At 70.9% G+C, this 21675-nt stretch carries 17 protein-coding genes; 9 read left to right on the top strand and 8 right to left on the bottom strand.

Annotated features, from left to right (window positions below; translation table 11 throughout):
- The first annotated feature begins 3 nt into the window (after nucleotides 1–3).
- The 6 genes from rimO (at nucleotide 4) to IEY84_RS15570 (ending at nucleotide 5484) form a co-directional block, all read left to right on the top strand.
- On the top strand, nucleotides 4–1407 hold the full coding sequence (gene rimO, locus IEY84_RS15545) for a 30S ribosomal protein S12 methylthiotransferase RimO (RefSeq protein ID WP_229788761.1): 1404 nt from the start codon (nucleotides 4–6) through the stop codon (nucleotides 1405–1407).
- A gap of 10 nt (nucleotides 1408–1417) precedes the next feature.
- Nucleotides 1418–2041 carry a CDP-diacylglycerol--glycerol-3-phosphate 3-phosphatidyltransferase gene (gene pgsA / locus IEY84_RS15550; RefSeq protein WP_183545633.1) on the top strand — a complete coding sequence of 208 codons (624 nt, stop codon included), beginning with the start codon at nucleotides 1418–1420 and terminating at the stop codon, nucleotides 2039–2041.
- A 174-nt stretch (nucleotides 2042–2215) separates the two neighbouring features.
- Nucleotides 2216–4186 carry an ExeM/NucH family extracellular endonuclease gene (locus IEY84_RS15555; protein ID WP_183545631.1) on the top strand — a complete coding sequence of 657 codons (1971 nt, stop codon included), beginning with the start codon at nucleotides 2216–2218 and terminating at the stop codon, nucleotides 4184–4186.
- Nucleotides 4187–4311: 125 nt separating this feature from the next.
- Nucleotides 4312–4797 (top strand): CinA family protein, encoded by a 486-nt coding sequence (locus tag IEY84_RS15560; RefSeq protein WP_183545629.1) that lies wholly within the window; start codon nucleotides 4312–4314, stop codon nucleotides 4795–4797.
- Between the two features lie 60 nt (nucleotides 4798–4857).
- The gene (locus tag IEY84_RS15565) at nucleotides 4858–5145 is read left to right on the top strand and encodes a helix-turn-helix domain-containing protein (protein WP_179658425.1); all 288 of its coding nucleotides are present in this window, start codon (nucleotides 4858–4860) and stop codon (nucleotides 5143–5145) included.
- A 117-nt stretch (nucleotides 5146–5262) separates the two neighbouring features.
- Complete coding sequence (locus IEY84_RS15570) at nucleotides 5263–5484, top strand: hypothetical protein (RefSeq protein ID WP_183545627.1); 222 nt, start codon at nucleotides 5263–5265, stop codon at nucleotides 5482–5484.
- 8 nt (nucleotides 5485–5492) lie between these two features.
- On the opposite strand, the gene IEY84_RS15575 is transcribed toward IEY84_RS15570, so the two are convergent.
- Both IEY84_RS15575 and IEY84_RS15580 read right to left on the bottom strand, forming a co-directional pair.
- Entirely contained in the window at nucleotides 5493–6245 is a 753-nt protein-coding gene (locus IEY84_RS15575) for a DNA-formamidopyrimidine glycosylase family protein (RefSeq protein ID WP_183545625.1), read from the bottom strand.
- Nucleotides 6246–6249: 4 nt separating this feature from the next.
- Nucleotides 6250–11208, bottom strand: coding sequence for an Lhr family helicase (locus tag IEY84_RS15580; RefSeq protein ID WP_183545623.1), 4959 nt, complete (start codon nucleotides 11206–11208; stop codon nucleotides 6250–6252).
- Nucleotides 11209–11257: 49 nt separating this feature from the next.
- On the opposite strand from IEY84_RS15580, the gene IEY84_RS15585 reads away from it, so the two are divergent.
- Together IEY84_RS15585 and pdxR are read left to right on the top strand one after the other, a co-directional pair.
- Entirely contained in the window at nucleotides 11258–11830 is a 573-nt protein-coding gene (locus tag IEY84_RS15585; protein WP_183545621.1) for a hypothetical protein, read from the top strand.
- Between the two features lie 40 nt (nucleotides 11831–11870).
- Nucleotides 11871–13262: a MocR-like pyridoxine biosynthesis transcription factor PdxR gene (gene pdxR, locus IEY84_RS15590; protein WP_229788726.1), complete on the top strand. Its 1392-nt coding sequence runs from the start codon at nucleotides 11871–11873 to the stop codon at nucleotides 13260–13262.
- Here pdxR and IEY84_RS15595 read toward each other — a convergent pair.
- From IEY84_RS15595 to IEY84_RS15615, 5 genes are all read right to left on the bottom strand, one after another.
- Nucleotides 13185–14495: an APC family permease gene (locus tag IEY84_RS15595; protein ID WP_183545617.1), complete on the bottom strand. Its 1311-nt coding sequence runs from the start codon at nucleotides 14493–14495 to the stop codon at nucleotides 13185–13187. The two genes, pdxR and IEY84_RS15595, sit on opposite strands and share 78 nt — an antisense overlap.
- Before the next feature lie 88 nt (nucleotides 14496–14583).
- The gene (locus IEY84_RS15600; RefSeq protein ID WP_183545615.1) at nucleotides 14584–15414 is read right to left on the bottom strand and encodes an SDR family oxidoreductase; all 831 of its coding nucleotides are present in this window, start codon (nucleotides 15412–15414) and stop codon (nucleotides 14584–14586) included.
- On the bottom strand, nucleotides 15411–17003 hold the full coding sequence (locus IEY84_RS15605; protein WP_183545613.1) for a class I adenylate-forming enzyme family protein: 1593 nt from the start codon (nucleotides 17001–17003) through the stop codon (nucleotides 15411–15413). The genes IEY84_RS15600 and IEY84_RS15605 overlap by 4 nt, the downstream gene beginning before the upstream one ends.
- The gene (locus IEY84_RS15610) at nucleotides 17000–18589 is read right to left on the bottom strand and encodes a succinic semialdehyde dehydrogenase (protein WP_183545611.1); all 1590 of its coding nucleotides are present in this window, start codon (nucleotides 18587–18589) and stop codon (nucleotides 17000–17002) included. The genes IEY84_RS15605 and IEY84_RS15610 overlap by 4 nt, the downstream gene beginning before the upstream one ends.
- Nucleotides 18586–19932, bottom strand: a complete 1347-nt coding sequence (locus tag IEY84_RS15615) for a cytochrome P450 (RefSeq protein WP_183545609.1) — start codon at nucleotides 19930–19932, stop codon at nucleotides 18586–18588. Before IEY84_RS15615 ends, IEY84_RS15610 begins: the two co-directional genes overlap by 4 nt.
- A 118-nt stretch (nucleotides 19933–20050) precedes the next feature.
- Here IEY84_RS15615 and IEY84_RS15620 point away from each other — a divergent pair, with 118 nt between their 5' ends.
- Nucleotides 20051–21199, top strand: a complete 1149-nt coding sequence (locus tag IEY84_RS15620; protein WP_183545607.1) for an NAD(P)-binding domain-containing protein — start codon at nucleotides 20051–20053, stop codon at nucleotides 21197–21199.
- Here the strand turns inward: IEY84_RS15620 and IEY84_RS15625 are convergent.
- Nucleotides 21130–21549 carry a pyridoxamine 5'-phosphate oxidase family protein gene (locus IEY84_RS15625; protein WP_183545605.1) on the bottom strand — a complete coding sequence of 140 codons (420 nt, stop codon included), beginning with the start codon at nucleotides 21547–21549 and terminating at the stop codon, nucleotides 21130–21132. The genes IEY84_RS15620 and IEY84_RS15625 overlap by 70 nt on opposite strands.
- Nucleotides 21550–21675: the final 126 nt, after the last annotated feature.

Genomic DNA, 21675 nt, shown 5'->3' on the forward strand with positions numbered 1-21675 from the left:
CTGGTGTCGGTCGCGATGGTGACCCTCGGGTGCACCCGCAACGAGGTGGACTCCGAGGAGCTCGCCGGCCGGCTGACCGCCGGAGGCTTCCGGCTGGTCGCCGACCCCGACGAGGCCGACACCGTGGTGGTCAACACCTGCGGCTTCGTCGAGCAGGCGAAGAAGGACTCGGTCGACACGCTGCTCGAGGCCGCCGACCTCAAGGAGACGGGCAAGGCGCAGGCCGTCGTCGCGGTCGGCTGCATGGCCGAGCGCTACGGCAAGGACCTGGCTGCCGAGCTCCCCGAGGCCGACGCGGTGCTCGGGTTCGACGACTACCCCGACATCGCTGCCAAGCTGCGCTCCATCCTCAGCGGCGAGACCCACCACCCGCACACGCCTCAGGACCGGCGTCTGCTGCTCCCGATCTCCCCGGTCGAGCGCGACGCCTCGGCCATCTCGGTCCCCGGCATGGCCGCGGTCGACCAGGTGCCGGGTTTCGCGGGACGCACCCGGCTCGACGACGCCCCGTGGGCGCCGCTGAAGCTGGCGTCGGGCTGTGACCGTCGGTGCACCTTCTGCGCGATCCCGCAGTTCCGCGGCTCGTTCGTGTCGCGCCGCCCCTCCGACGTGCTCCACGAGGGCCAGTGGCTGGCCCAGCAGGGCGTCAAGGAGCTCTTCCTGGTCTCGGAGAACTCCACCTCCTACGGCAAGGACCTCGGCGACCTCCGGCTGCTCGAGACCCTCCTGCCCGAGCTCGGGGCCATCGATGGCATCGAGCGCGTCCGCGTCTCCTACCTGCAGCCCGCCGAGACCCGTCCCGACCTGCTGAAGGTCATCGCCACCACGCCGGGCGTGGCGCCCTACTTCGACCTGAGCTTCCAGCACGCCTCCAACGCCGTCCTGCGGCGGATGAAGCGGTTCGGCGACCCGGAGAGCTTCCTGGGCCTGCTCGAGCAGATCCGCGGCTACGCCCCCGAGGCCGGGGTGCGGTCCAACGTGATCGTCGGCTTCCCCGGCGAGACCGAGGAGGACCTCGAGATCCTCACCGACTTCCTGGTCGCTGCGCGGATGGACGTCACCGGCGTCTTCGGCTACTCCGACGAGGAGGGCACCGAGGCCGCCGGCTTCGACGACTCGCTCAAGCTGGACGCCGACGAGATCCGGGCCCGCGTCGAGCACGTCAACGAGCTCGTCGAGGAGCTCACCGCCCAGCGCGCCGAGGAGCGGATCGGCGAGCAAGTCGTCGTGCTCGTCGAGGAGGTCGAAGACGGCGAGATCCTCGGCCGGGCCCTTCATCAGGGCCCCGAGGTCGACGGGATGACCTCGCTCGAAGGCGCAGTCGAGAACGTACGTCCGGGCGATCTCGTGTCCGCGACCGTCATCGCCTCCGAAGGCGTTGACCTCGTCGCGTCGGTGAACGGTTAGGGTGCAGCCCGTGAACGATGACGCCACTGCCGTGAAGACGAGCAACTGGAACGTACCCAACGCGCTGACCACGCTGCGGATCCTCGCGGTGCCGTTCTTCGCGTGGGCGCTGCTCGCCGACGGCGGCGACAACCCGACCCTGCGCTGGGTCGCGTTCGTCATCTTCGTGCTCGCGATGATCACCGACAAGATCGACGGCGACCTGGCGCGCAAGCACAACCTGATCACCGACTTCGGCAAGATCGCCGACCCGATCGCCGACAAGGCGGTCACCGGGATGGCCCTTATCGGGCTCTCGATCGTCGGCGACGTGTGGTGGTGGGTGACGATCATCGTGCTGCTGCGCGAGTGGAGCGTCACGCTGCTGCGGCTCTCGGTCCTGAAGAAGATCGTGATCCCGGCCGACGAGCTCGGCAAGATCAAGACCACCGTGCAGGCGGTCGCCCTCGGCGGCCTGCTGCTGCCGCTCCCGCACGGCTCGGCGCACGGCGGCGCGTTCGGCGACGCCCTGGTCTGGGAGATCCTCTTCTACGCCTTCCAGGTCTGCCTCGCGGTCGCGGTCGCGCTGACCATGTGGTCCGGCGCCCAGTTCTTCCACGGGGTGTGGAAGCAGCGCGCCTCGCTCCGCTCCTGATCGCCTCCGCGGCCGCACAGATCGCCGATTTCGGGTAGCTGTAACTCCGTTACCGAACGTTCATCGAAGATCCCCGCAAAGGGCCCGTACGCCGCGTTATGGTCACGTGGTTCGGTCGGTGCTGATTCGGGCAGACCGCCCATCGTCTTCTACCTTCCACGCGGGGAGTCATCCATGTTCTCAGCACGTCAGGTGCTCGGTTCGGTGGTCGGCCTGACGGCCGCCGTGGCAGGCATCGGCGCGGTCGCCATCCCGACCGCCCGAGCCGCCACCGCCGAGGCCGTCGCCATCGCCGACATCCAGGGCAGCGGCACCACCAGCCCGCTCGCCGGCAAGACCGTCACCACCAAGGGCATCGTCACCGCCGCCTACCCCTCGGGCGGGTTCTTCGGCTTCTACCTCCAGACGCCCGGCACCGGCGGAGCGCTCGACCTCGGCTCCCACGGCGCCTCCGACGCGGTCTTCGTCTACCAGCCCCGCTCGGCGGGTCCCGTCACCGTCGCTCCGGGTGATGCGGTCACGGTGACCGGTCAGGTGACCGAGTACGCCGGCATGACTCAGGTGTCGGTGCCCACCGCCGCCGGAATCGTCACCGACGGGACCGGCTCGATCGAGCCGGTCGTCTCGCAGTGGCCGGCGACCGACGCGCAGCGGGAGTCGCTGGAGGGGATGCTCTTCGCCCCGCAGGGCGAGATCACCGTGAGCAACACCTACGGTGTGGAGAACTTCGGTGAGCTGGGCCTCGCCCAGGGCGACCGCCCGCTGCTCCAGCCGACCGAGGTCGCCCGTCCCGGGTCGGCCGAGGCCGCGGCCGTCGAGGCCGACAACGCCGCTCGCGGGATCGTGCTCGACGACGGCTCCTCGACCACGCTGCGGCCGCCGACGAGCCGTACGATCCCGTACGTCTCCAACACTGCACCCGTCGTGGTCGGCGCCTCCGTCGACTTCCGCGGGCCGGTGATCCTCGCCGAGGGCGGTTCGCCCTCGGCGCCGACCTATCGGTTCCAGCCCACCCAGGTGGCCACCGCCGACCCGGCGTCGTGGCCGGCCGACTTCGGCGACGTACGCAGCGAGGCTCCGGACGAGGACAAGATCGGCCGCGCCGACGTGAAGATCGCCTCGTTCAACGTCCTCAACTACTTCACCACCCTGGGTGACGCCGACGACGACAACGTCGGCGACGGTGGCTGCACCGCCTACAAGGACCGTTCCAGCGACGGCAACAACGTCAGCGGCGGCTGTGATCAGCGGGGCGCCTGGGACCCGGCCGACTTCGACCGCCAGCAGTCGAAGATCGTCTCCGCGATCAACGCGCTCGACGCCGACGTCGTCGGCCTGATGGAGATCGAGAACTCCGCTCGCCTGGGCGAGGCTCCCGACGAGGCGACCGGCTCGCTGGTCGCAGCGCTCAACGCCGCAGCCGGCCGCGAGGTCTGGACGGCCAACCCGTCCTCGGCCGAGCTGCCCGACGCGTCCGGCTCGGATGTGATCACCAACGCGATCATCTACAAGCGCTCAGCCGTACGCCGCATCGGTGATGCTCGCGCGCTCGGTGACCAGAGCGGCGACGACCAGGCCTTCGGCAACGCTCGCGAGCCGATCGGTCAGGTCTTCAAGCCTGTCGTCGGCGGGGCTCCCTTCTTCTTCGTGGTCAACCACTTCAAGTCCAAGGGGTCGCCCGGCCCGTGGCCCGGCGACGGTGACACCGGTGACGGCCAGGGCGCCTCCAACGAGTCGCGGATCCGCCAGGCGACCGCGCTGGTCTCCTGGGTCTCCTCGATCCGCTCCCAGACCGGCGTCGCCGACGTCGCGCTCGCCGGCGACTTCAACGCCTACACCCAGGAGGACCCGATGCAGGTCCTCTACGAGGCCGGCTACGCCGACTCCGAGACGCTCAGCGGCAACGAGGAGTACAGCTACTCCTTCTCCGGCCTGGCCGGCTCGCTCGACCACGTGCTGCTCAACCGGCACGCCCAGCGCCGCTTCACCGGCTCCGACATCTGGAAGATCAACTCGGGTGAGTCCTTGCTGTTCGAGTACAGCCGCTACAACTACACCGGCGTAGACCTGCACACCGACTCGCCGTTCCGCTCCTCCGACCACGACCCGGTTGTCGTCGGGCTGAAGCGCAACGGGGGACGCTGACCCCCGCCGAGTCGGCGCAAACTGACCAAGAAGTCCGTCGAGTCGGCTCGTCATGACGAGCCGACTCGACGGATTTGGGGTCAGGACGAGCCGACTTGGCCAGGCTGGTCGGCTACGTTCCTTCTATGGCAAATGTCGATGATCTCCATGCCGCTCTGCGGGATGCTTCCGCGACGCTGGCGACCGCTGAGTCGTTGACCGCCGGCCGCCTGGCCGCGATGCTCACCGACCCACCGGGAGCGTCCAAGACGTATCGCGGCGGGTTCGTGACGTACGCGACCGAGCTCAAGCAGACCCTGCTGGGTGTCCCCGTCTCGGTGGTCGAGACAGTCGGGGTGGTCTCGGCCGAGTGCGCCGCGGCGATGGCCGTCGGGGCGCGCGAGCAGGCGGGGGCGACGTACGGTCTCGCGACCACGGGTGTGGCCGGGCCTGAGGAGCAGGAGGGGAAGCCCGTCGGGACGGTCTATCTCGGCGTTTCCGGTCCGCACGGTGAAACAACGAAGCTACTTGGGCTGTCGGGCTCGCGCATGGAGATCCAGCGTGATACGTGTTTGTTCGCTGTTGATGAACTACTCCGACTACTTCGGCGGGAACATCGAGGGGTCAGGTAGCGTTGGACAAGGACGTCACCCAGATGTCGGTGACTTGTGAACTGTAGGAGGCTGACCGCAATGGTGCTCTTCCGTCGACTGCTCGGCGAGGTGCTTCGTGCCCAGCGGCTCGAGCGCGGGATGACCCTGCGTGAGGTCTCCGCGGAGGCCCGAGTGAGCCTCGGCTACATCTCCGAGGTCGAGCGTGGCCAGAAGGAAGCCTCCTCCGAGCTCCTCGCCTCGCTCTGCAGCGCCCTGGACGTGGCTCTCTCCGATGTGCTGCGCGACGTCTCCGACGCGGTCGCGATCGAAGAGGCCACCATCCTGCGGATGCCGGTCCGCGCCGCAGCCGACGCTGCCGCAGCCTGATCCTCCCCAATCTGGGGGAGATTGTTTCTCACCTGTCTCAAGACGGACGTTTCCGTCTCCTTGCCTGATGTGAGCCCACGACGGGCCGCAGGTTCATGGGGAGATGGTGTCATGCACATGGCTGTCGAGAACGAGCTTCCAGACATGGCGGTTCCGGTGCCGCGGAAAGACCCCGCGCTGCTCGAGGCCGAGCTCTTCGGGCTGGAGGAGACCCTGAACATCCTCCGCGACGAGTTCACCTCGGTCGCTCCCAGCGAGCGTGTGCACGTCGTTCGTCACATGCGAGACACGCGGGTGCGGATCGCACGGATCCGGATGCAGCTGCTGCACGGCTACTAGGCCGTACGCTAGGACTGGCACCTCGTGCAGTGGTAAGCCGGTCGCTCCTTGCCGGGCGGGCCGACCTTGGCGACGGTCACGGCGCCACCGCAGCGCCGGCACGCCCGGCGACCGTAGACCCACATCTGCCGGGAGCGAGACCACTCGGCCTGCATCAGGTCGCGGGTGCGCTGGAGGATGCGGGGGAGTCGGTCGCCGGTCTCCGCGACCGTACGCAGCGGGTTGATCCCGGCGATGAAGCAGGTCTCGGCGGCGTAGATCGTGCCGATCCCGGCCAGGTTGGTCTGGTCGCGCAGCGCGTCGAAGAGGGGCCGCTCGGGCTGCCGGGCGAGGCGTTCGATAGCTGTGTCGGGGTCCCAGTCGTCGGCGAGGATGTCCGGTCCGAGGTGGGCGACCAGTCGCTCCTCCTGGTCGCGCGGGACGAGCTCGACGATGCCGAGCAGGAAGCCGACCGCCTCGGTCTTCTCGGTGCGGAGCGCCACCCGCGCCTGGAAGGCGGGCTTCGGCCAGCGTCGGCCGGCCTCGAGGATCCGCCAGGATCCCTCCATCTTCAGGTGGGTGTGCAGCGTCCACTCCCCGGTGGGATGGCCGATCCGGGTGAGCAGGTGCTTGCCACGCGACACCGTCCCGCGGACGGTTCCGCCGGCCAGGTCGACCGTGGCCAGCTGCGGGACCCGGAAGTCCGTACGCGTGAGCACCTGCCCGGTCAGCCCCTTGTCGAGCCGTCGGGCGGTCCGGAGCACCGCGTCACCTTCGGGCACGGTCTCACCTGCTCGGTGAGGTCAGGCGGAGGCCGCGCGGGGTGGCGATGAAGCCGGCGTACTGAAGTGCCTGCCGCAGCGGGGTGTCGCCGGAGCCGAGCAGCGGGGCGCCGTCGGCCTTCTCGACCGTGAGCCGTCCCAGCGCCCCTCGCCGCACGGCGCCGGCGAGCGCCTCGGCACCGGGCTCGAGGAGGTTGGGGTCATCGGACCACGTCAGCAGGGTGCGGCCGCCGCGTTCGACGTACATCGCCAGCTCGCCGTCGACCAGCACCACGATCGCACCGGCCTTGCGGCCGGGCCGGTGGCCTGCGGTGTCGGTGGAACCTGTCGAGACCGGCCACGGGAGCGCCGCGCCATAGGGGTTCGCCGGGTCGGTCGCGGCGAGTGCAAGGGCGACCGGCTTGTCGCTGGACTCCACCCGGGAGAACGTACGCAGCCGGTCGACCGATCCCGCGGTGCCGAACTGGGCCGCGCCCAGGCCCTCGACGAAGTAGCCGCGCCTGGCTCTTCCTGACTCCTCGAAGGCGCTGAGCACCTTGTAGACGGCAGCAAAACCTCCCGGCGTGCGCTCGGACTGCACCGCGCCGCGGGTGACTACACCGTGGCGGTCCAGCAGTCGTTCGGCCGCGGCGTGGGCGCGCTTGGTCGGGTCGGGGTCGGGCTCGGGCAGGATCGTCCAGCGCCCCGCCGTCTCCGGGAGTCCGGCCCGCGCAGGCATCCGGGCGTTGCCGGTGTAGCGACCGCCGCGAGCGCGCGGCGGTGGCCGCCGGGAGCGGTGCGACGGCGTGCCCGAACGGGTCAGCGCCCGCAACGGCAGTAGGGTGTCGTTGCTGACCCGCCCTGCCCAGACCAGCTCCCAGAGAGCAGCGCTCAGGTCGGCGTCGCTCGTGGTCTCCTCGCTGTCGGCCGCCAGGGTCCGGGCGAGCTGGTGGAAGAACCAGGCGCCGCCTGGCTCCAGGGCCTCGAGGAGTCGCTCGGCGAGCGGTCCCGGCGACATCTCAGTGGGCGGCGGCAGGGTCAGCTCGGCGGTGTCGGCCGGGTGCAGCGAGACCCAGCCGTCGGTGCCGGGCAGGGTGCCGTGGCCGGCCCAGAGCACCTCGCCGCCGGAGGTCAGCTCGTCGAGGAGGGCCGGCTCGTAGTCGATCACCCGGGCCGGCAGGATCAGGCTCTCCAGCGCACTGGCCGGGACCGGGCAGCCGGCCAGCTGGTCGACCACGCTCAGCACTCCGTCGACCCCGCGCAGCGCGCCCTTGCGTACGGACGCCTTCTGCCACGCCGGGAGGAACCTGCCCAGCGCCGCCGGCTCGACGGGCTCGACCTCCTTACGCAGCCGCGCGAGCGAGCGTCGGCGCAGCATCCGGAGCACATCGGCGTCACACCACTCCAGCCCGCTCCCGCCGGGCCGGAACTCCCCGTCGAGCACCCGCCCGCGGGCCGAGAGCCGTGCCAGGGCGTGCCGGACGACCGCCTCACCCAGCCCCAGCCGCGCCGCCACGTCGGCGGCCGTGAACGGCCCGTGCGATCGTGCGTACCGCGAGACCAGGTCGCCGACCGGATCCTCGACCGGCTCGGTGAACGCCGACGGTACGCCCGGAGGAACCGCCACCCCCAGCCCGTCCCTCAGCCGAGCCACATCCTCGACCACCGCCCACCGAGCCTCCCCGACAAACCGCACCTCGACGACCCGCCGAGCGGTGGCCAGACCCTCCAACATCGCCGAGACGTCACGTACGTCGGCCGAGACGTCACTGCGGTCGGGCGAGACGTCGCTGCGGTCGGCCGAGACGTCACTCCGGTCGATCGAGACGTCGCTGCGGTCGGTCGAAGCGTCACTGGCGCTGGCGGAGAGGTCATTCGGTGACGCTTCGGCCGACGTACGTGACGCTTCGGCCGACGTACGTGACGCTTCGGCCGACGTACGTGACGCTTCGGCCGACGCGCGTGACGTCTCGGCCGACGCGCGTGACGCTTCGGCCGACGCGCGTGACGTCTCGGCCGACGTAGGTGACGCTTCGGCAGGGGTGGTGCGGGCGGTGATCTCCTCGAGGGCCAGGGGGCCGATGGTGCGGATGAGGTCGGTGATGCCTTCAGCGCCGCGGGCGCGACGGCCGGGGGCGAGGCGCTGGAGCTCGGACTCGACCTCGGCGAGGATCTCGGGGTCGAGGAGCTCGCGGAGCTCGGCGCGGCCGAGCAGCTCGGCGAGGAGGCCCTGGTCGAGGGTGAGGGCGGCGGCGCGGCGTTCGGCCAGCGGTGAGTCGCCCTCGTAGAGGAACTGGGCGACGTAGCCGAAGAGGAGTGACTGGGCGTAGGGAGAGGGGCTCGGGGTGGCGACGTCGACGATCGAGATCTCGCGGCGCTCGATGCGCCGGAGGAGACCGGCCAGGGAGGGGAGGTCGTAGACGTCGCGGAGGCACTCGCGTACGGCCTCGAGGATGATCGGGAAGCTCGGGTACTGGGAGGCGACCTCGAGCAGCGCGGCCGAGCGCTGGCGCTGCTGCCACAGCGGCGAGCGGCGGCCGGGGTCGCGGCGAGGGAGGAGCAGGGCTCGCGCGGCGCACTCCCGGAACCGGCTGGCGAACAGCGCCGATCCGCCGACCTCGGTGGTGACCAGGTCCTCGATCTCGTCGGGCTCGAAGACGATGAGCTCGCCGGTCGGAGCCTCCGCGTCGGTGTCGGGGAGCCGGATCACGATGCCGTCGTCGCTGTCGATCGCCTGCCCGTCGACGCCGTAGCGCTCCCGGATCCGGGCGTTGATCGCCAGCGCCCACGGGGCGTGGACGGGGCGGCCGTAGGGGGAGTGGACCACCAGTCGCCAGTCGCCCAGCTCGTCGCGGAAGCGCTCGACGACGATGTTGGTGTCGGAGGGGAGGATGTTGGTGGCCTCGGCCTGTTCGTGCAGGTAGGTGACCAGGTTGGCGGCCGCGTAGGCGTCCAGGCCGTCCTCCTGGGCTCGCGCCTCCGCCTTCTTCGCCGGCAGCGCGCCGAGCTCGCGGGTGTATGCACCCACGGCCTCACCCAGCTCGGCCGGCCGGCCGAGCGAGTCGCCCTTCCAGAACGGCAGTCGCCCGGGAATCCCGGGAGCCGGGGTCACCAGCACCCGGTCGTGGGTGATGTCCTCGATCCGCCAGCTCGTCGCGCCGAGCGCGAAGACATCGCCGACCCGGGACTCGTAGACCATCTCCTCGTCGAGCTCGCCGACCCGTCTGCCGACGCCTTCGCCGACGAGGTAGACCCCGAAGAGACCGCGGTCGGGGATGGTGCCGCCGCTGGTGACGGCCAGCCGCTGCGCTCCCGGCCGCCCGGTCACGGTCCCGGCAACCCGGTCCCACACGATGCGCGGGCGCAGCTCGGCGAACTCCTCGCTCGGATAGCGCCCGGCCAGCAGGTCGAGGGTGGCGTCGTAGGCGGAGCGGGGGAGGGTCGCGTACGACGCCGTCCTCCTGGCCAGCGTGAACAGCTCGTCGACGTCCCAGGTGTCCAGCGCGGTCGCGGCGACGACCTGTTGGGCGAGCACGTCGAGCGGGTTGGCCGGGAGACTCATCGACTCGATCAGGCCCTGCCGCATCCGCTGCACGCTGACCGCAGTCTGGGCCAGGTCTCCGCGATGCTTCGGGAACAGCACCCCGCGGGACACCTCGCCGACCTGGTGGCCGGCACGCCCGACGCGCTGGAGAGCGGAGGCGACGCTGGGCGGTGACTCGATCTGGACGACGAGGTCGACCGCACCCATGTCGATGCCGAGCTCGAGGCTTGAAGTTGCGACCACCGCCGGCAGCCGGCCGGACTTGAGGTCGTCCTCGATCAGGGCGCGCTGCTCCTTGGACACGCTGCCGTGGTGAGCCTTGGCGATCACCTGAGCCGCGCCGTGCGACTGCCCCGACTGCGCCATCACCTGGGCGGGTGGCCCGCCGCTGGTCGAGCCGCCGGAGCCGCTAGGCGGAGGCGTGTCGAGACCAACACGGTCGCCTTCCGTGTTGGTCTCGACACGCTCGCTGGCGCTCACGGCTCGACCAGCGGATGGAGCGGGTGTCTGCCAGAGGCGGTCCGTTGCGATCTCGTTGAGTCGCGCGGTCAGCCGCTCCGCGATCCGGCGGGAGTTGGCGAAGACGATGGTGGAGCGATGGGCGGTGACCAGGTCGGCGACGTGCTCCTCGACGTGAGGCCAGATCGAGGAGGCCCGCTGGGGGTCCTCGTCCTCCTCCTCGCCGTAGGCGCTCGGCGCGGTCATGTCCTCGACAGGAACCACGACGCTCAGATCCCATCGTTTCTCCGCCGGTGGCGCGACGATCTCCACGGGCTGGGCGCCGCCGAGATAACGAGCGACTTCCTCCAAAGGCCGCACGGTCGCGGAGAGCCCGATCCGCTGGGCAGGCTTCTCCAGGAGCGCGTCGAGACGCTCCAGGGTCAGCGCCAGGTGGGCGCCACGCTTGGTCGCCGCCACGGCGTGGACCTCGTCGACGATCACGGTCTCGACGCTGCGCAGCGTCTCCCGGGCCTGGCTGGTGAGCATCAGGAACAGCGACTCGGGCGTGGTGATCAGGATGTCCGGGGGAGCGGTGGTCAGCTTGCGCCGGTCGGCCGCGGTCGTGTCGCCGGACCGCACCCCGACCCGCACCTCGGGCGCGTCCACGCCGAGTCGCTCGGCGGTCTGCCGGATCCCGACCAGCGGGCTGCGCAGGTTGCGCTCCACGTCCACGCCGAGCGCCTTGAGCGGGGAGATGTAGAGCACCCGGCACCGCTGCTTCTTCTCCGGCACGGGCTCGCTCAGCAGCTTGTCGATCGACCACAGGAACGCGCTCAGCGTCTTGCCCGACCCGGTGGGTGCGACCACCAGCGCGTTGCGCCCCGCCCCGATCGCCTCCCAGGCACCGGCCTGAGCCGCGGTCGGCGCCGCGAAGGCAGCCGCGAACCACGTACGTGTCGGGTCGCTGAACCGCGCCAGCGCCTGGGACGTGTCCCTCATGGGGACAAACCTAGTCGCGACCACCGACACTCAGCGGCACACTGGCCTCATGCACCTCGTCGTCCTCTTCGGCCCGCAGGCGGTCGGCAAGATGAGCGTCGGCCGGGAGATCGCATCCCGGACGACGTACCGGCTCCTGCACAACCACGCCACGATCGAGCCGCTGCTGGAGGTCTTCGACTGGGGCACCACGCCGTTCGCAACGCTGAAGAGGGAGTTCCGCAGGCGAGTGATCGAGGAGGCGGTGGCGTACGACCTTCCGGGGCTGATCCTGACCTACGCCTGGGCGCTGGACATTCCCGCAGATACGGCGGAGGTCGAGTGGATGATCGCGCCCGCCGTCGAGGCGGGCGTGCGGATCGACTTCGTCGAGCTGTACGCCGACGTGGCGATCCGGCTCGCCCGCGAGGGCACGCCCGAACGGCTGGCCGCGAAGCCGTCAAAGCGCGACGCCGAATGGGCACGCAGGGACGTCATCAGCTCGAACGAGCGCTGGGAGCTCTCGACAGGCCCCGAGGTGCCGTTCCCGCTCGACTTCCCGCACGTCGTCATCGACAACACCGAGCTGTCCGCTGCCGAGGTGGCCGAGAAGATCATCGCGCGCCTGGGGCTGCCGGGCTGAATGTCCCCCACCGTCGACCGGGATGTGGTCCAATCCCGCTGTGGACCTCGCGCTCGACCTGACGGACCGATCGGTCAGATCAGCATCGCTCCACCAGGCCCTGCGTGACGCGCTCGGCGACGGCAGGCTGAAGGCGGGTGATCGGTTGCCCCCGAGCCGGGCGCTGGCCAAGGACCTCGGCATCTCCCGGAACACGGTCGCCACGGTCTACGAGCGGCTGGTCGCAGAGGGGTTCCTGGAGTCGCGCGTCGGCGCGGGGACGTACGTCGCCGAGACCACGCGCCACCGAAGAGACAGCGCCCCCGGGTCGCTGACCCCGCGTCCGGGCTGGCGCTGGGCGCCGCGGCCGACGAGCGCGGAGGCGGCGGTGCCGGCGTACGACCTGCGGGTGGGGATCCCCGACGCCGAGCTCTTCCCGTTCGAGACCTGGCGACGGATCCTTGCGGCCGAGTCGAGGCTGCGCGGCCACAACCCCGGCACGTACGCCTCGCCGGCCGGTCTGCCCAGGCTGCGCGAGGCGCTGGCGCACACGGTCGCCTACCACCGTGGGGTGCGAGCCGACCCGGGGCAGATCGTGGTCACCAGCGGCACCCAGCAGGCGCTCGACCTCGTCGCCCGGGTGCTGCTGGAGCCGGGTGACGTCGTCGCCGTCGAGGACCCCGGCTACCCGTCCGCGCTCGACCTCTTCGCCTCCCACGGCGCCCGGGTCGTGCCGGTCCCGGTCGACGAGGAAGGGCTGGTCGTCGAGGAGATCCCGGAGCAGGCCCGGCTCGTCTACACGACCCCGAGCCACCAGTTCCCGCTCGGCGTACGCCTCTCCCTCCCACGCCGCCGAGCCCTGCTCGCCTTCGCGAACACGCACGACGCGGGGATCGTGGAGGACGACTACGACAGCGAGTTCCGCTTCACCGAACGCCCCCTCGAACCGCTGCACGCCCTCGACGACCAGGGTCGAGTGATCTATGTCGGCACCTTCTCCAAGTCGCTGCTGCCGAGCCTGCGTACCGGCTATCTCGTCGCCCCGGGATCCCTCGTCGACAGCGTCCTGGCAGCCAAGCAGCTCACCGACGGCTTCGGCCCCGTCCAGCCCCAGGCCGCCCTGGCCCGCTTCCTGGAGGAGGGCCTCCACGCCCGTCACGTGCGCAAAGCCTCCAAGACGTACGCCGAGCGCCGCTCGCTCCTCCTCGAGACCCTCTCCACGTGGCCGGTCGAGGTGCTCCCGTCTGCTGCCGGACTGCATCTGTCCGCCTACGCGGAGCTCCCCGCAGACCTGCCCGAGCGTGCCGCGGCCGAGGGGCTGGCGCTGGATACGATCGCCGCGCATCGGCTGCTCCCTGGCCGCGACGGACTCTTCCTAGGCTACGGAGCCGTCCGCACAGAGAGCCTCCCGCGCGGGCTCGACCTCCTGGCCGACCTCGCGGGCTGGGCGTGACCGGACTCGACGTGACGTGGCCAGCGACCAGGCCAGGCCGGCGCCGCCACAGATCAGCGGGCCGAGCAGGTGCGCACCGGTGAGACCCAGCAGGAGCAGCGCCGCGACCAGCGAGCAGACCGCGGCCCACCACGACCGCGTACTCCGCGGCAGCAGCCGCAGCGCGGCCGCCGCGCCCACCACGTAGAGCAGCGAGAACGTCCCCGACGCCATCAGCAGCGCCGCGTCCGTCGAGGAACCCGCGACCCAGGTCACCGCGAGAGTGCCGAGCGCGACGGCACAGATCGCGAGCAGGGAGCGACGGGGGATCTCGGACGCCGGCGCGGCGAGGACGCGCGGAAGCCCGCCCTCACGGGCCAGCGATGCCCCGAGCCGCGAGCCGCCGGCGAAGTAGGCGTTGATCGCGCCGACGGTCAGCAGCACGGCGACCACGGCCGTGGCCGGCCGCGCGGGCCCGCCGAAACCGAGCACCAGCAGGTCCGCGAGCGGCGCGGCACCGGAGGTGGATCCGAGCGAGGCGACGGTGGCGAACGCGATCCCGAGGTAGAGCACCGTCACGACTCCGAGCGCCAGGAACGTCGCCCGACGGATGTCGCGCGCCGGGTCGCGATAGTCGGCCGAGATCGAGGAGAGGATCTCCCACCCAGCGAACGCCCACACCAGCATCGCCGCCGCGGTGCCGACCGAACCCCACCCGTGCGGCGCGAACGGCGTCAGCCGCGCCAGCTCGACGTGCGGCAGCGCCACCACGACCGCCACCGCGAGCAGCACCGCGATCGCTCCGGCGATCCCCAGCTGCACACCCCCGGAGACCTTGATCCCGAACCAGTTCATCACGGTGACCAGCACGATGATCCCCGCGGTCGCTGCCAGCGACATGCCCCGGCCCCCGCCGAAGGCGTCGGCGACGTACGCTCCACCGAATCCCGCCGCGACCGGCGCCCCCACGCCGATCGTCAGGTAGAACGCCCAGCCGACCATCGTCGCGATGTGCTTGTTGAACGCGAGCCGCGCGTACGTCGCCACCCCACCGCCGTCGGGATGCCGCGCCCCCAGCGCGGCGAAGGTCGCTGCCAGCGGCACGGAGAGCACGATCAGCGCGAGCCAGGCCACGAGCGAGGCCGGTCCGGCCTCGCTCGCCGCGAGGGCGGGCAGGGAGATGACACCGGTGCCGAGCACCGCACCGAGAGTGAGGGCCGCGCCCTGGGGCACGGAGAGTCCGTCGTTGTTCACGAGCGTGACGCTAGTGAGCGCAGAGCCCTCCGCGCCCGGCCAATCAGGCCCTCGTCTCCTGGGCCAATCCCGTCAGCGGGCCACGCGCCTAACGTACGTTGCGCCGCACCCGCTCCTCATAGGCCGCCCGGGCCGCCGGGTCGACGCCTGCGAGCAGCTGGGAGGCGTTGGTGGCTCGGTCGACGAAGTCCTGGACGCTGCGTGGCATCGCCTGGGTGATCTTGGTCAGGGCCTGGGCCCAGTTGGGCACCCAGACCTCGGGGCGCGGCTCGCGGATGACCGATTCGATCGCCTCCGCGACATCCTCGGCGGTGACCGGCTTCATCCCCTTCGCAGCCGGCACACCGTCGGAGAGCTCGGTCTGCACCACCGCCGGCAGGATGAGGGACACGTCGACCCCGGACGGTGCCAGCTCCATCCGCAGCGCCTCGGAGAAGCCGACTACAGCGAACTTTGACGCCGAGTAGGTGGCCGCGTCCGGGACCGGCACCCGGCCGACGGCCGAGGCGACGTTGACGATGTGTCCCTGACCGCGGTCGACCATGGCCGGCGCGACCGCCTTGATCCCGTTGATCGGGCCGTGCACGTTGACCTCGAAGATCGCCCGGGTGAGCGCGTCGTCCTCCTTCAGCACCGAACCGAGCGGCATGATCCCGGCGTTGTTGACCAGGACGTCCCACGGTCCCAGTTCCGCTACCGACTCGAGGAAAGCCCGCCAGGACGCAGGGTCGGTGACGTCGAGATGTGCGGCCATCACCCGCGGCCCGAGCCCGGCCGTGAACTCGGCGGCCAGGTCCGGGTCCAGGTCGCCCACGGCCACCGAAGCGCCGGCCCGGGCCAGCCGCTCGACCGTGGCGCGACCGATGCCGCGGGCGCCTCCGGTGACGATGACTGCGGTTCCCTCGATCTGGCGTGTCATGACTCTCCTTCGATGGTGCGGACCAGGCTGCGTACGGCTTTTCTGTCGGTCTTGCCGACGCTGGTGACGGGGACGGCGTCGAGGATGAGCACCTCGCGGGGGTACTTGTGCGGCGCGAGGCGGGTCTTGGCGAACGCGATCAGCTCCTCGGGGGTGGCACGTGCGCCGGGATGGAGTGCGACCGCCGCGACCACCTCCTCGCCACGCTGCTCGTCGGGGCGACCGACGACCGCGGCGGCGGTGACGGCCTCGTGAGCGAGGAGGGCGTCCTCGACGTCACGCGGGAAGACGTTGAACCCGCCGCGGATGATCAGGTCCTTGATCCGGTCGTCGACGTAGAGGTAGCCGTCCGCGTCGAAGTGGCCGATGTCGCCGGTGTGCAGCCAGCCGTCGACGAGGGTGGCGGCGGTCTGCTCGGCGTCGTTCCAGTAGCCCTGCATCACCCCGGGGCCACGCACCCAGATCTCGCCCTCCTCGCCCGTCGGGACCGGCTCACCAGACGGCCCGGCGACGATCACCTCGGCGTGCGAGAGCGGCTTGCCGACGCTGCCGGGCCGGGACTCCTCGATGGTCGAGGCGGCGATCACGGCGCTCGACTCGGTGCAGCCGTAGCCCTCCAGGATGGTCACGCCGAAGGCTTCCTCGGCCTTCTCCCGCAGCGCCGGTAGCAACGGTGCGCCGCCGCTGCCGAAGGAGCGCAGCGCGCTCAGGTCGTAGTCCTGATAGGGCTGGTCGAGCAGCATCTGCAGCATCGAGGGCACCACCGTGCTCGACTCCACCTGGTGCTCCTGGGCGAGCTCGAGCCATCCCTTGGCGTCGAACCACCGCTGCAGGATGGAGCTCTGCGGCCGCGAGGAGTGCATGCCGCTGATGACCACGATCAGGCCGTACGCATGCGAGAGCGGCAGCGGCAGCAGCCACCGTGTCGTGCCCTGGCTCTCCCCGACCCGGTGGAGCGCGTGCCCGGACTCCCACAGCCCGCGGTGGCTGAGCATCACGCCCTTGGCCCGCCCGGTGGTGCCACCGGTGTAGAGCAGCGCCGCCAGGTCGTCGTCGCCGCGAGGCACGATGTCGATCGGGTCGGCGCTCTCCAAGCTCTCGTACGCCACCAGCCTCGCCCCGCTGGTCGAGCCGCCGGAGCCGCTAGGCGGAGGCGTGTCGAGACCAACACGGTCCCCGCCAGCGACGATGACGGTGAGGTCGAGGCCCTCTCCGGCAGCCTGGACCAACGGGAGCAGCTCGGGCGTCACGATCGCCGCCTTGGCGCCGGAGTCCTCCAGGATGTGGCGCAGCTCGGGCGGAGTCTGCAGGAAGATCACCGGCGTCACCACCGCGCCGGCGCGCCACAGGGCGCGGTAGCTGACGAAGACCTCCGGGGTGTTCATGGTGAGCACCACGACCCGGTCGCCCGGCTCGATCCCGAGCTCGCGGAGGCCACCGGCGACCCGTGCTGACCGCTCGGCGATCTCGGTCGAGGAGTGCCAGGAGCCCTCGAAGAAGACCGCTGGGTGGTCGCCGTGCCGGGCGTACGACTCCTCGGCCAGGACCGCCAGGTTGTGCTCGCCCGGGCGGGCCGCCTGCCCGCTCATCGCGCGCCCAGCTTCCGCAGCGCCTTGAGCTGACCGTTGCCGAGCTGCACGAACTTCTCGACCGTCTGGCCCTTGAACGGCCCGATCGGACCCATCCGGGAGGCCGCTAGGGTCTGGGCGTCGGTGAACCTCCGGATCCCGTCCGCGCCGTGTCGTCTGCCCAGTCCGCTCGATCCCATGCCGCCCATCCCTGCCTCGATGCTTCCTGCCGCCAGCGCGGCGCCGTCGTTGATGTTCACCGCGCCCGCGCGGATCCGGCGAGCGATCATGTCGGCCTCGCGTACGTTCTTGCTGAACACGCTCGCCGACAGCCCGGCCTCGCCCTGGTTGGCGATCCGGACCGCCTCCTCGTCGCTGTCGGCTCGGTAGAGCGCGACGACCGGGCCGAAGGTCTCACCGAGGCACAGGTCCATCTCGTCGGTGACGCCCTCCAGGACCGTCGGGGCGAACGCGTACGGACCCACCTCGGGGAGCGGGTCGCCACCGGCCAGCACGGTCGCGCCCTTCGCGACCGCGTCGGCGACGTGGGCGGTGACCTTGTCGAGCTGAGCCCGGGAGGCCAGCGACCCGACGTCTGCCGAGTAGTCGAAGGTCTGTCCGACGACCTGGCCCTCCGTCTCGGCGACCAGCGCCTGGCGGAAGGCGTCGTAGACGTCCTCGTGCGCGACCACGCGCTCGATGTGGACGCACATCTGGCCGGTGTTGGCGAAGGCTGCCATCACCGTGCCGCGAGCAGCCTGGGCGAGGTCGGCGTCGCGACGGACGATGAGCGGGTTCTTCCCGCCGAGCTCGAGGGAGGCGCCGATCAGCCGGCCCGCTGCCCGCTGGGCCACGATCCGCCCGGTCGGCGTCGAGCCGGTGAAGGCGATGTAGTCGACGTTGTCGATGACCGCCTCACCAGTGGCCGCACCCGGTCCGGTGACGACCTGCCAGACGTGCTCGGGCAGGCCGGCCTCGGCCATCAGCGCCCGGGCCCACAGCAGCGTCAGCGGCGTCTGCGGGTCGGCCTTGCTGATCACGGTTGCACCGGCGAGCAGGGCCGGGATGACGTCCCCGACGCCGAGATAGAGCGGGTAGTTCCACGGTGAGATGATCCCGACGACCTGCTTCGGCACCCGCACCTCCTTCACGGAGGTGACGCCGGGAATCGCGCCGCGGACCCGCTTGTCGGCCAGGTAGGTCGGACCGCGGCGAGCGTAGTGGCGGGCGATCGTCCCGACCTGCAGGACCTCCTGCCAGGCGTGGAAGCGGGCCTTGCCCATCTCCCACTGGATCAGGTCGAGCACCTCGTCCTGGCGCTCGACCAGCAGGTCGTGGAAACGGAGCATGACCTCGGCGCGGTCCGAGAAGGCGAGCGTGGCCCAGTCGGGCTGTGCCGCGCGCGCCGTGGCGGCGGCGTCGGCGACATCGGCGGGGGTCACCGATGGCACCGGGAGCGTCGGCTGGGCGTCGTACGGCGCGGTCGCGGTCAGCGTGCCGTCACCTCCGGAGACCGCGCAGGCCACCCAGCGGGTCCAGGACGCGAGCCGTACGTCGTCGATCCACCCGGGACGTACGTCTTGGACCTCGGTCGTCTTCGTGGTCATCGATCTCCTCGGATCCGGGTCAGATGGATGGGACTGCCGTCCTTGGGGAACGGCAGCGAGCTGTTGTCCAGGGGTGCGCGATAGCCGGGGGAGACGCTCCACCGGTAGTCGCGCAGGAGCCGGTGCAGGATGGACTTGACCTCCAGGCCGGCGAAGTAGAGCCCGATGCACTTGTGCACCCCGCCGCCGAACGGCTCCCACGCCATCCGGTGGCTCTTGTCCTCACGCCGGTGCGGCGCGAAGCGCTCGGGGTCGAAGACACTCGGGTTGGTCCAGTAGTCCTCCATCATGTGGCTGAACTGGACCCCGACCATCACGCCCGTGTCCTCCGGGATCCGGACGCCGAGGAGGCTGGTCTCCTTGACCGTACGCCGGATCAGCGCCGGCACCGGGGCGCGCAGCCGTAGCGCCTCCTTCATCACCAGATCCAGGCTGGTGAGGCTCTCGAGCTCTGGCATCGTCGGCGCCTCGCCGAGGGCGAGGGACTCCTCGCGACAGCGCTGCTGCCACTGCGGATGCTGGCCGAGGTACTGCAGCATCGTCGAGGTGGTGATGGTCGAGGTGTCGTGCGCGGCCATCATCAGGAAGATCATGTGGTTGACGACGTCCTCGTCGCTGAACCGTTCGCCGTCGTCGGTCTCGATGTGGCACAGCACCGAGAAGATGTCGTCGGTCGCGGTGGCCCGCTTCGCGGGGAGATAGTTGCGCAGGAAGCCCTCCAGCACCTTGCGCCCCCGGAAAGCCCGGCCCCAACGGGTGAACGGAACATCCGCGCGTACGACGCCGGCGGCGGCCTGGACGCACGCGATGAACGCCTGGTTGACCCGGTCCATCTCCGCGCGGCTGGTGTCGTCGGCGCCGCCCATGAAGATGTCGGCCGCGATGTCGAGAGTGAGCTGCTTGAGTCGCGGGTAGGCCCGGAACCGCGCGTCGGAGTCCCAGCCGCGCATGCCCTGCGCGATCGCCGGGTGCATCGCGGTCGTGTAGGCAGCGAGCCGAGGGCGGGTGAAGGCCTCCTGCAGGATGCGGCGATGGGCGTGGTGCTCCTCGAAGTCGAGCAGCATCAGGCCGCGGTCGAAGAACGGACCGACGATCTGCCCCCAGGCCGGCCCGTTGGCGAAGGCCTTGTCCTTGTTGCGCAGCACCGCCTCGCAGGCGTCGGGCCCGAGCGCCACCACACCGGTCTCGCCGGCACGGAAGAAGGGAGAGACCGGTCCGTACGTCTCCCACTGGTGCCGGTAGAAGCCGACCGGGTCGCGGGAGTAGTCGAGCAGGCGGCCGACCCAGGGAAGGCCGTGGTCGCCGGGCGCGAGCGCGGGGATCTCGCGAAGCGTCGCTGGCATGGTGCCCTGATCCATCGTGTCCGACCTCCCGGTCCGAGTGACTCTGCCGAGGGTAGTCAAATGGAACGTGTTCTCGCAGCGGTTCGACGGGCATGGATGCGGCCGTCGGGTTGTTGTGATGTCTGTGGAGAGCTACGAATCAGTGGTGATCGGTGCTGGTCAGGCCGGTTTGTCGGCGTCCTACCACCTCAGCCGTCTGGGCGTACGCCACGTCGTGCTCGACTCCGAGCGGCGCCCCGGTGGCGCCTGGCAGCACCGCTGGGACTCGCTGACCATGCACGACGTGCACGGCGTGGCCGACCTGCCGGACGGGCGGGCGCCGGGGGAGTCCGGGGAGCGGGCCAACGTCGCGGTGCCGGGATGGTTCGGCCTCTACGAATCTCAGCATCGTCTACCCGTGGAACGCCCGGTGAAGGTCACCTCGGTGACCTCGGTCGGCGACCTGCTCGCGGTGCACTCGGCCGACGGGCGGACCTGGTTCACCCGGACGCTGATCAATGCGACCGGGACGTGGACGAGGCCGTTCATCCCGCACTACCCGGGCGCGGAGACGTTCCTAGGCGAACAGGTGCACACCCATGACTACCCCGGTGCGTCACACTTCCGGGGTGCGCGGGTCGCGGTCGTCGGTGGGGGAGCCTCCGCGGTTCAGTTCCTCGGCGAGCTCGCGCCGCTGACCGACGTGCTCTGGGTGACGCGGCGGGAGCCGGTGTGGCGCACCGACTTCGACGTCGAGCGCGGCCGCGAAGCGGTGGCGCTGGTGGCCGAGCGGGTCGAGGCCGGACTGCCGCCGGCGAGCGTCGTCAGCGTCACCGGACTCGCGCTGCGCCCCCAGGAGCAGGAGGCCGCGCGGCTCGGGGTCTACGAGCGCCGGCTGCCGATGTTCACCCGGATCGAGCCGGACGGGCTGCGGTGGGACTCGGGGGCCTTCGAGCGGGTCGACGCGATCTTGTGGGCCACCGGGTTCCGGCCCGCCATCACCCACCTCGCGCCGCTGCATCTGCGCAGCTCGCACGGCGGCATCCCGCTGCTGCGCGGGTCGGCCGACGTGCAGACCGCGGTCACCGCTGCGTACGACTCCCGGGTCCAGCTCGTCGGCTACGGCCCCTCCGCGAGCACCATCGGCGCCAGCCGTGCCGGGCGTGCTGCGGCGCTCGCGGTCAGGCGTCAGCTCGGCCATCCACAGACGGTTGAGCCTCAGAGCGCGCCGAGGTCGGCGGAGAGCCAGTTCTCCGGGGTCAGCCGGATCGTCACCTCGGGCGGGTAGTTCGCCGCCTCTGCCAGGTATGGCCCGACCGCCTCGGGCGGCAGGTATCGCCGTGCCATCGCCTCCATGTCGCCCTCCGCGGCGTCCGCTATCCGTACCGGCCCCTCGACCGATACGTATCGGACCGTCGGGTCCAGGCGCTCCACCATCAGCGTGCATCGTCCTGCGGCTTTGATCAGCTTGGCCTTCAGCGAGTCCTTTCCGGTGACGAACCACGCTTCGCCGCCGGGGGTGTAGTCGTACCAGATCGGCACCGTCAGGGGGCCTCGTCCGTCTTCTCTGCTTACCGAGAGGGCTGCGATCAGGGGCTGGGACAGGAGTTCTTGGCGGTCTGCGAGTGGGATTCCCATGCTTCGACGGTACGTCGCTCCCGGTGGTCGAGCTGGTCGAGACCTCCTGCCCCGCTGGTCGAGACCTTCTGCCCCGCTGGTCGAGCTTGTTCCGTCCCCCCGCTGGTCGAGCCTGTTCCGTCCCCC

Origin of the sequence: Nocardioides albus, assembly GCF_014648255.1 — a bacterium.
GTDB lineage: Bacteria > Actinomycetota > Actinomycetes > Propionibacteriales > Nocardioidaceae > Nocardioides > Nocardioides albus.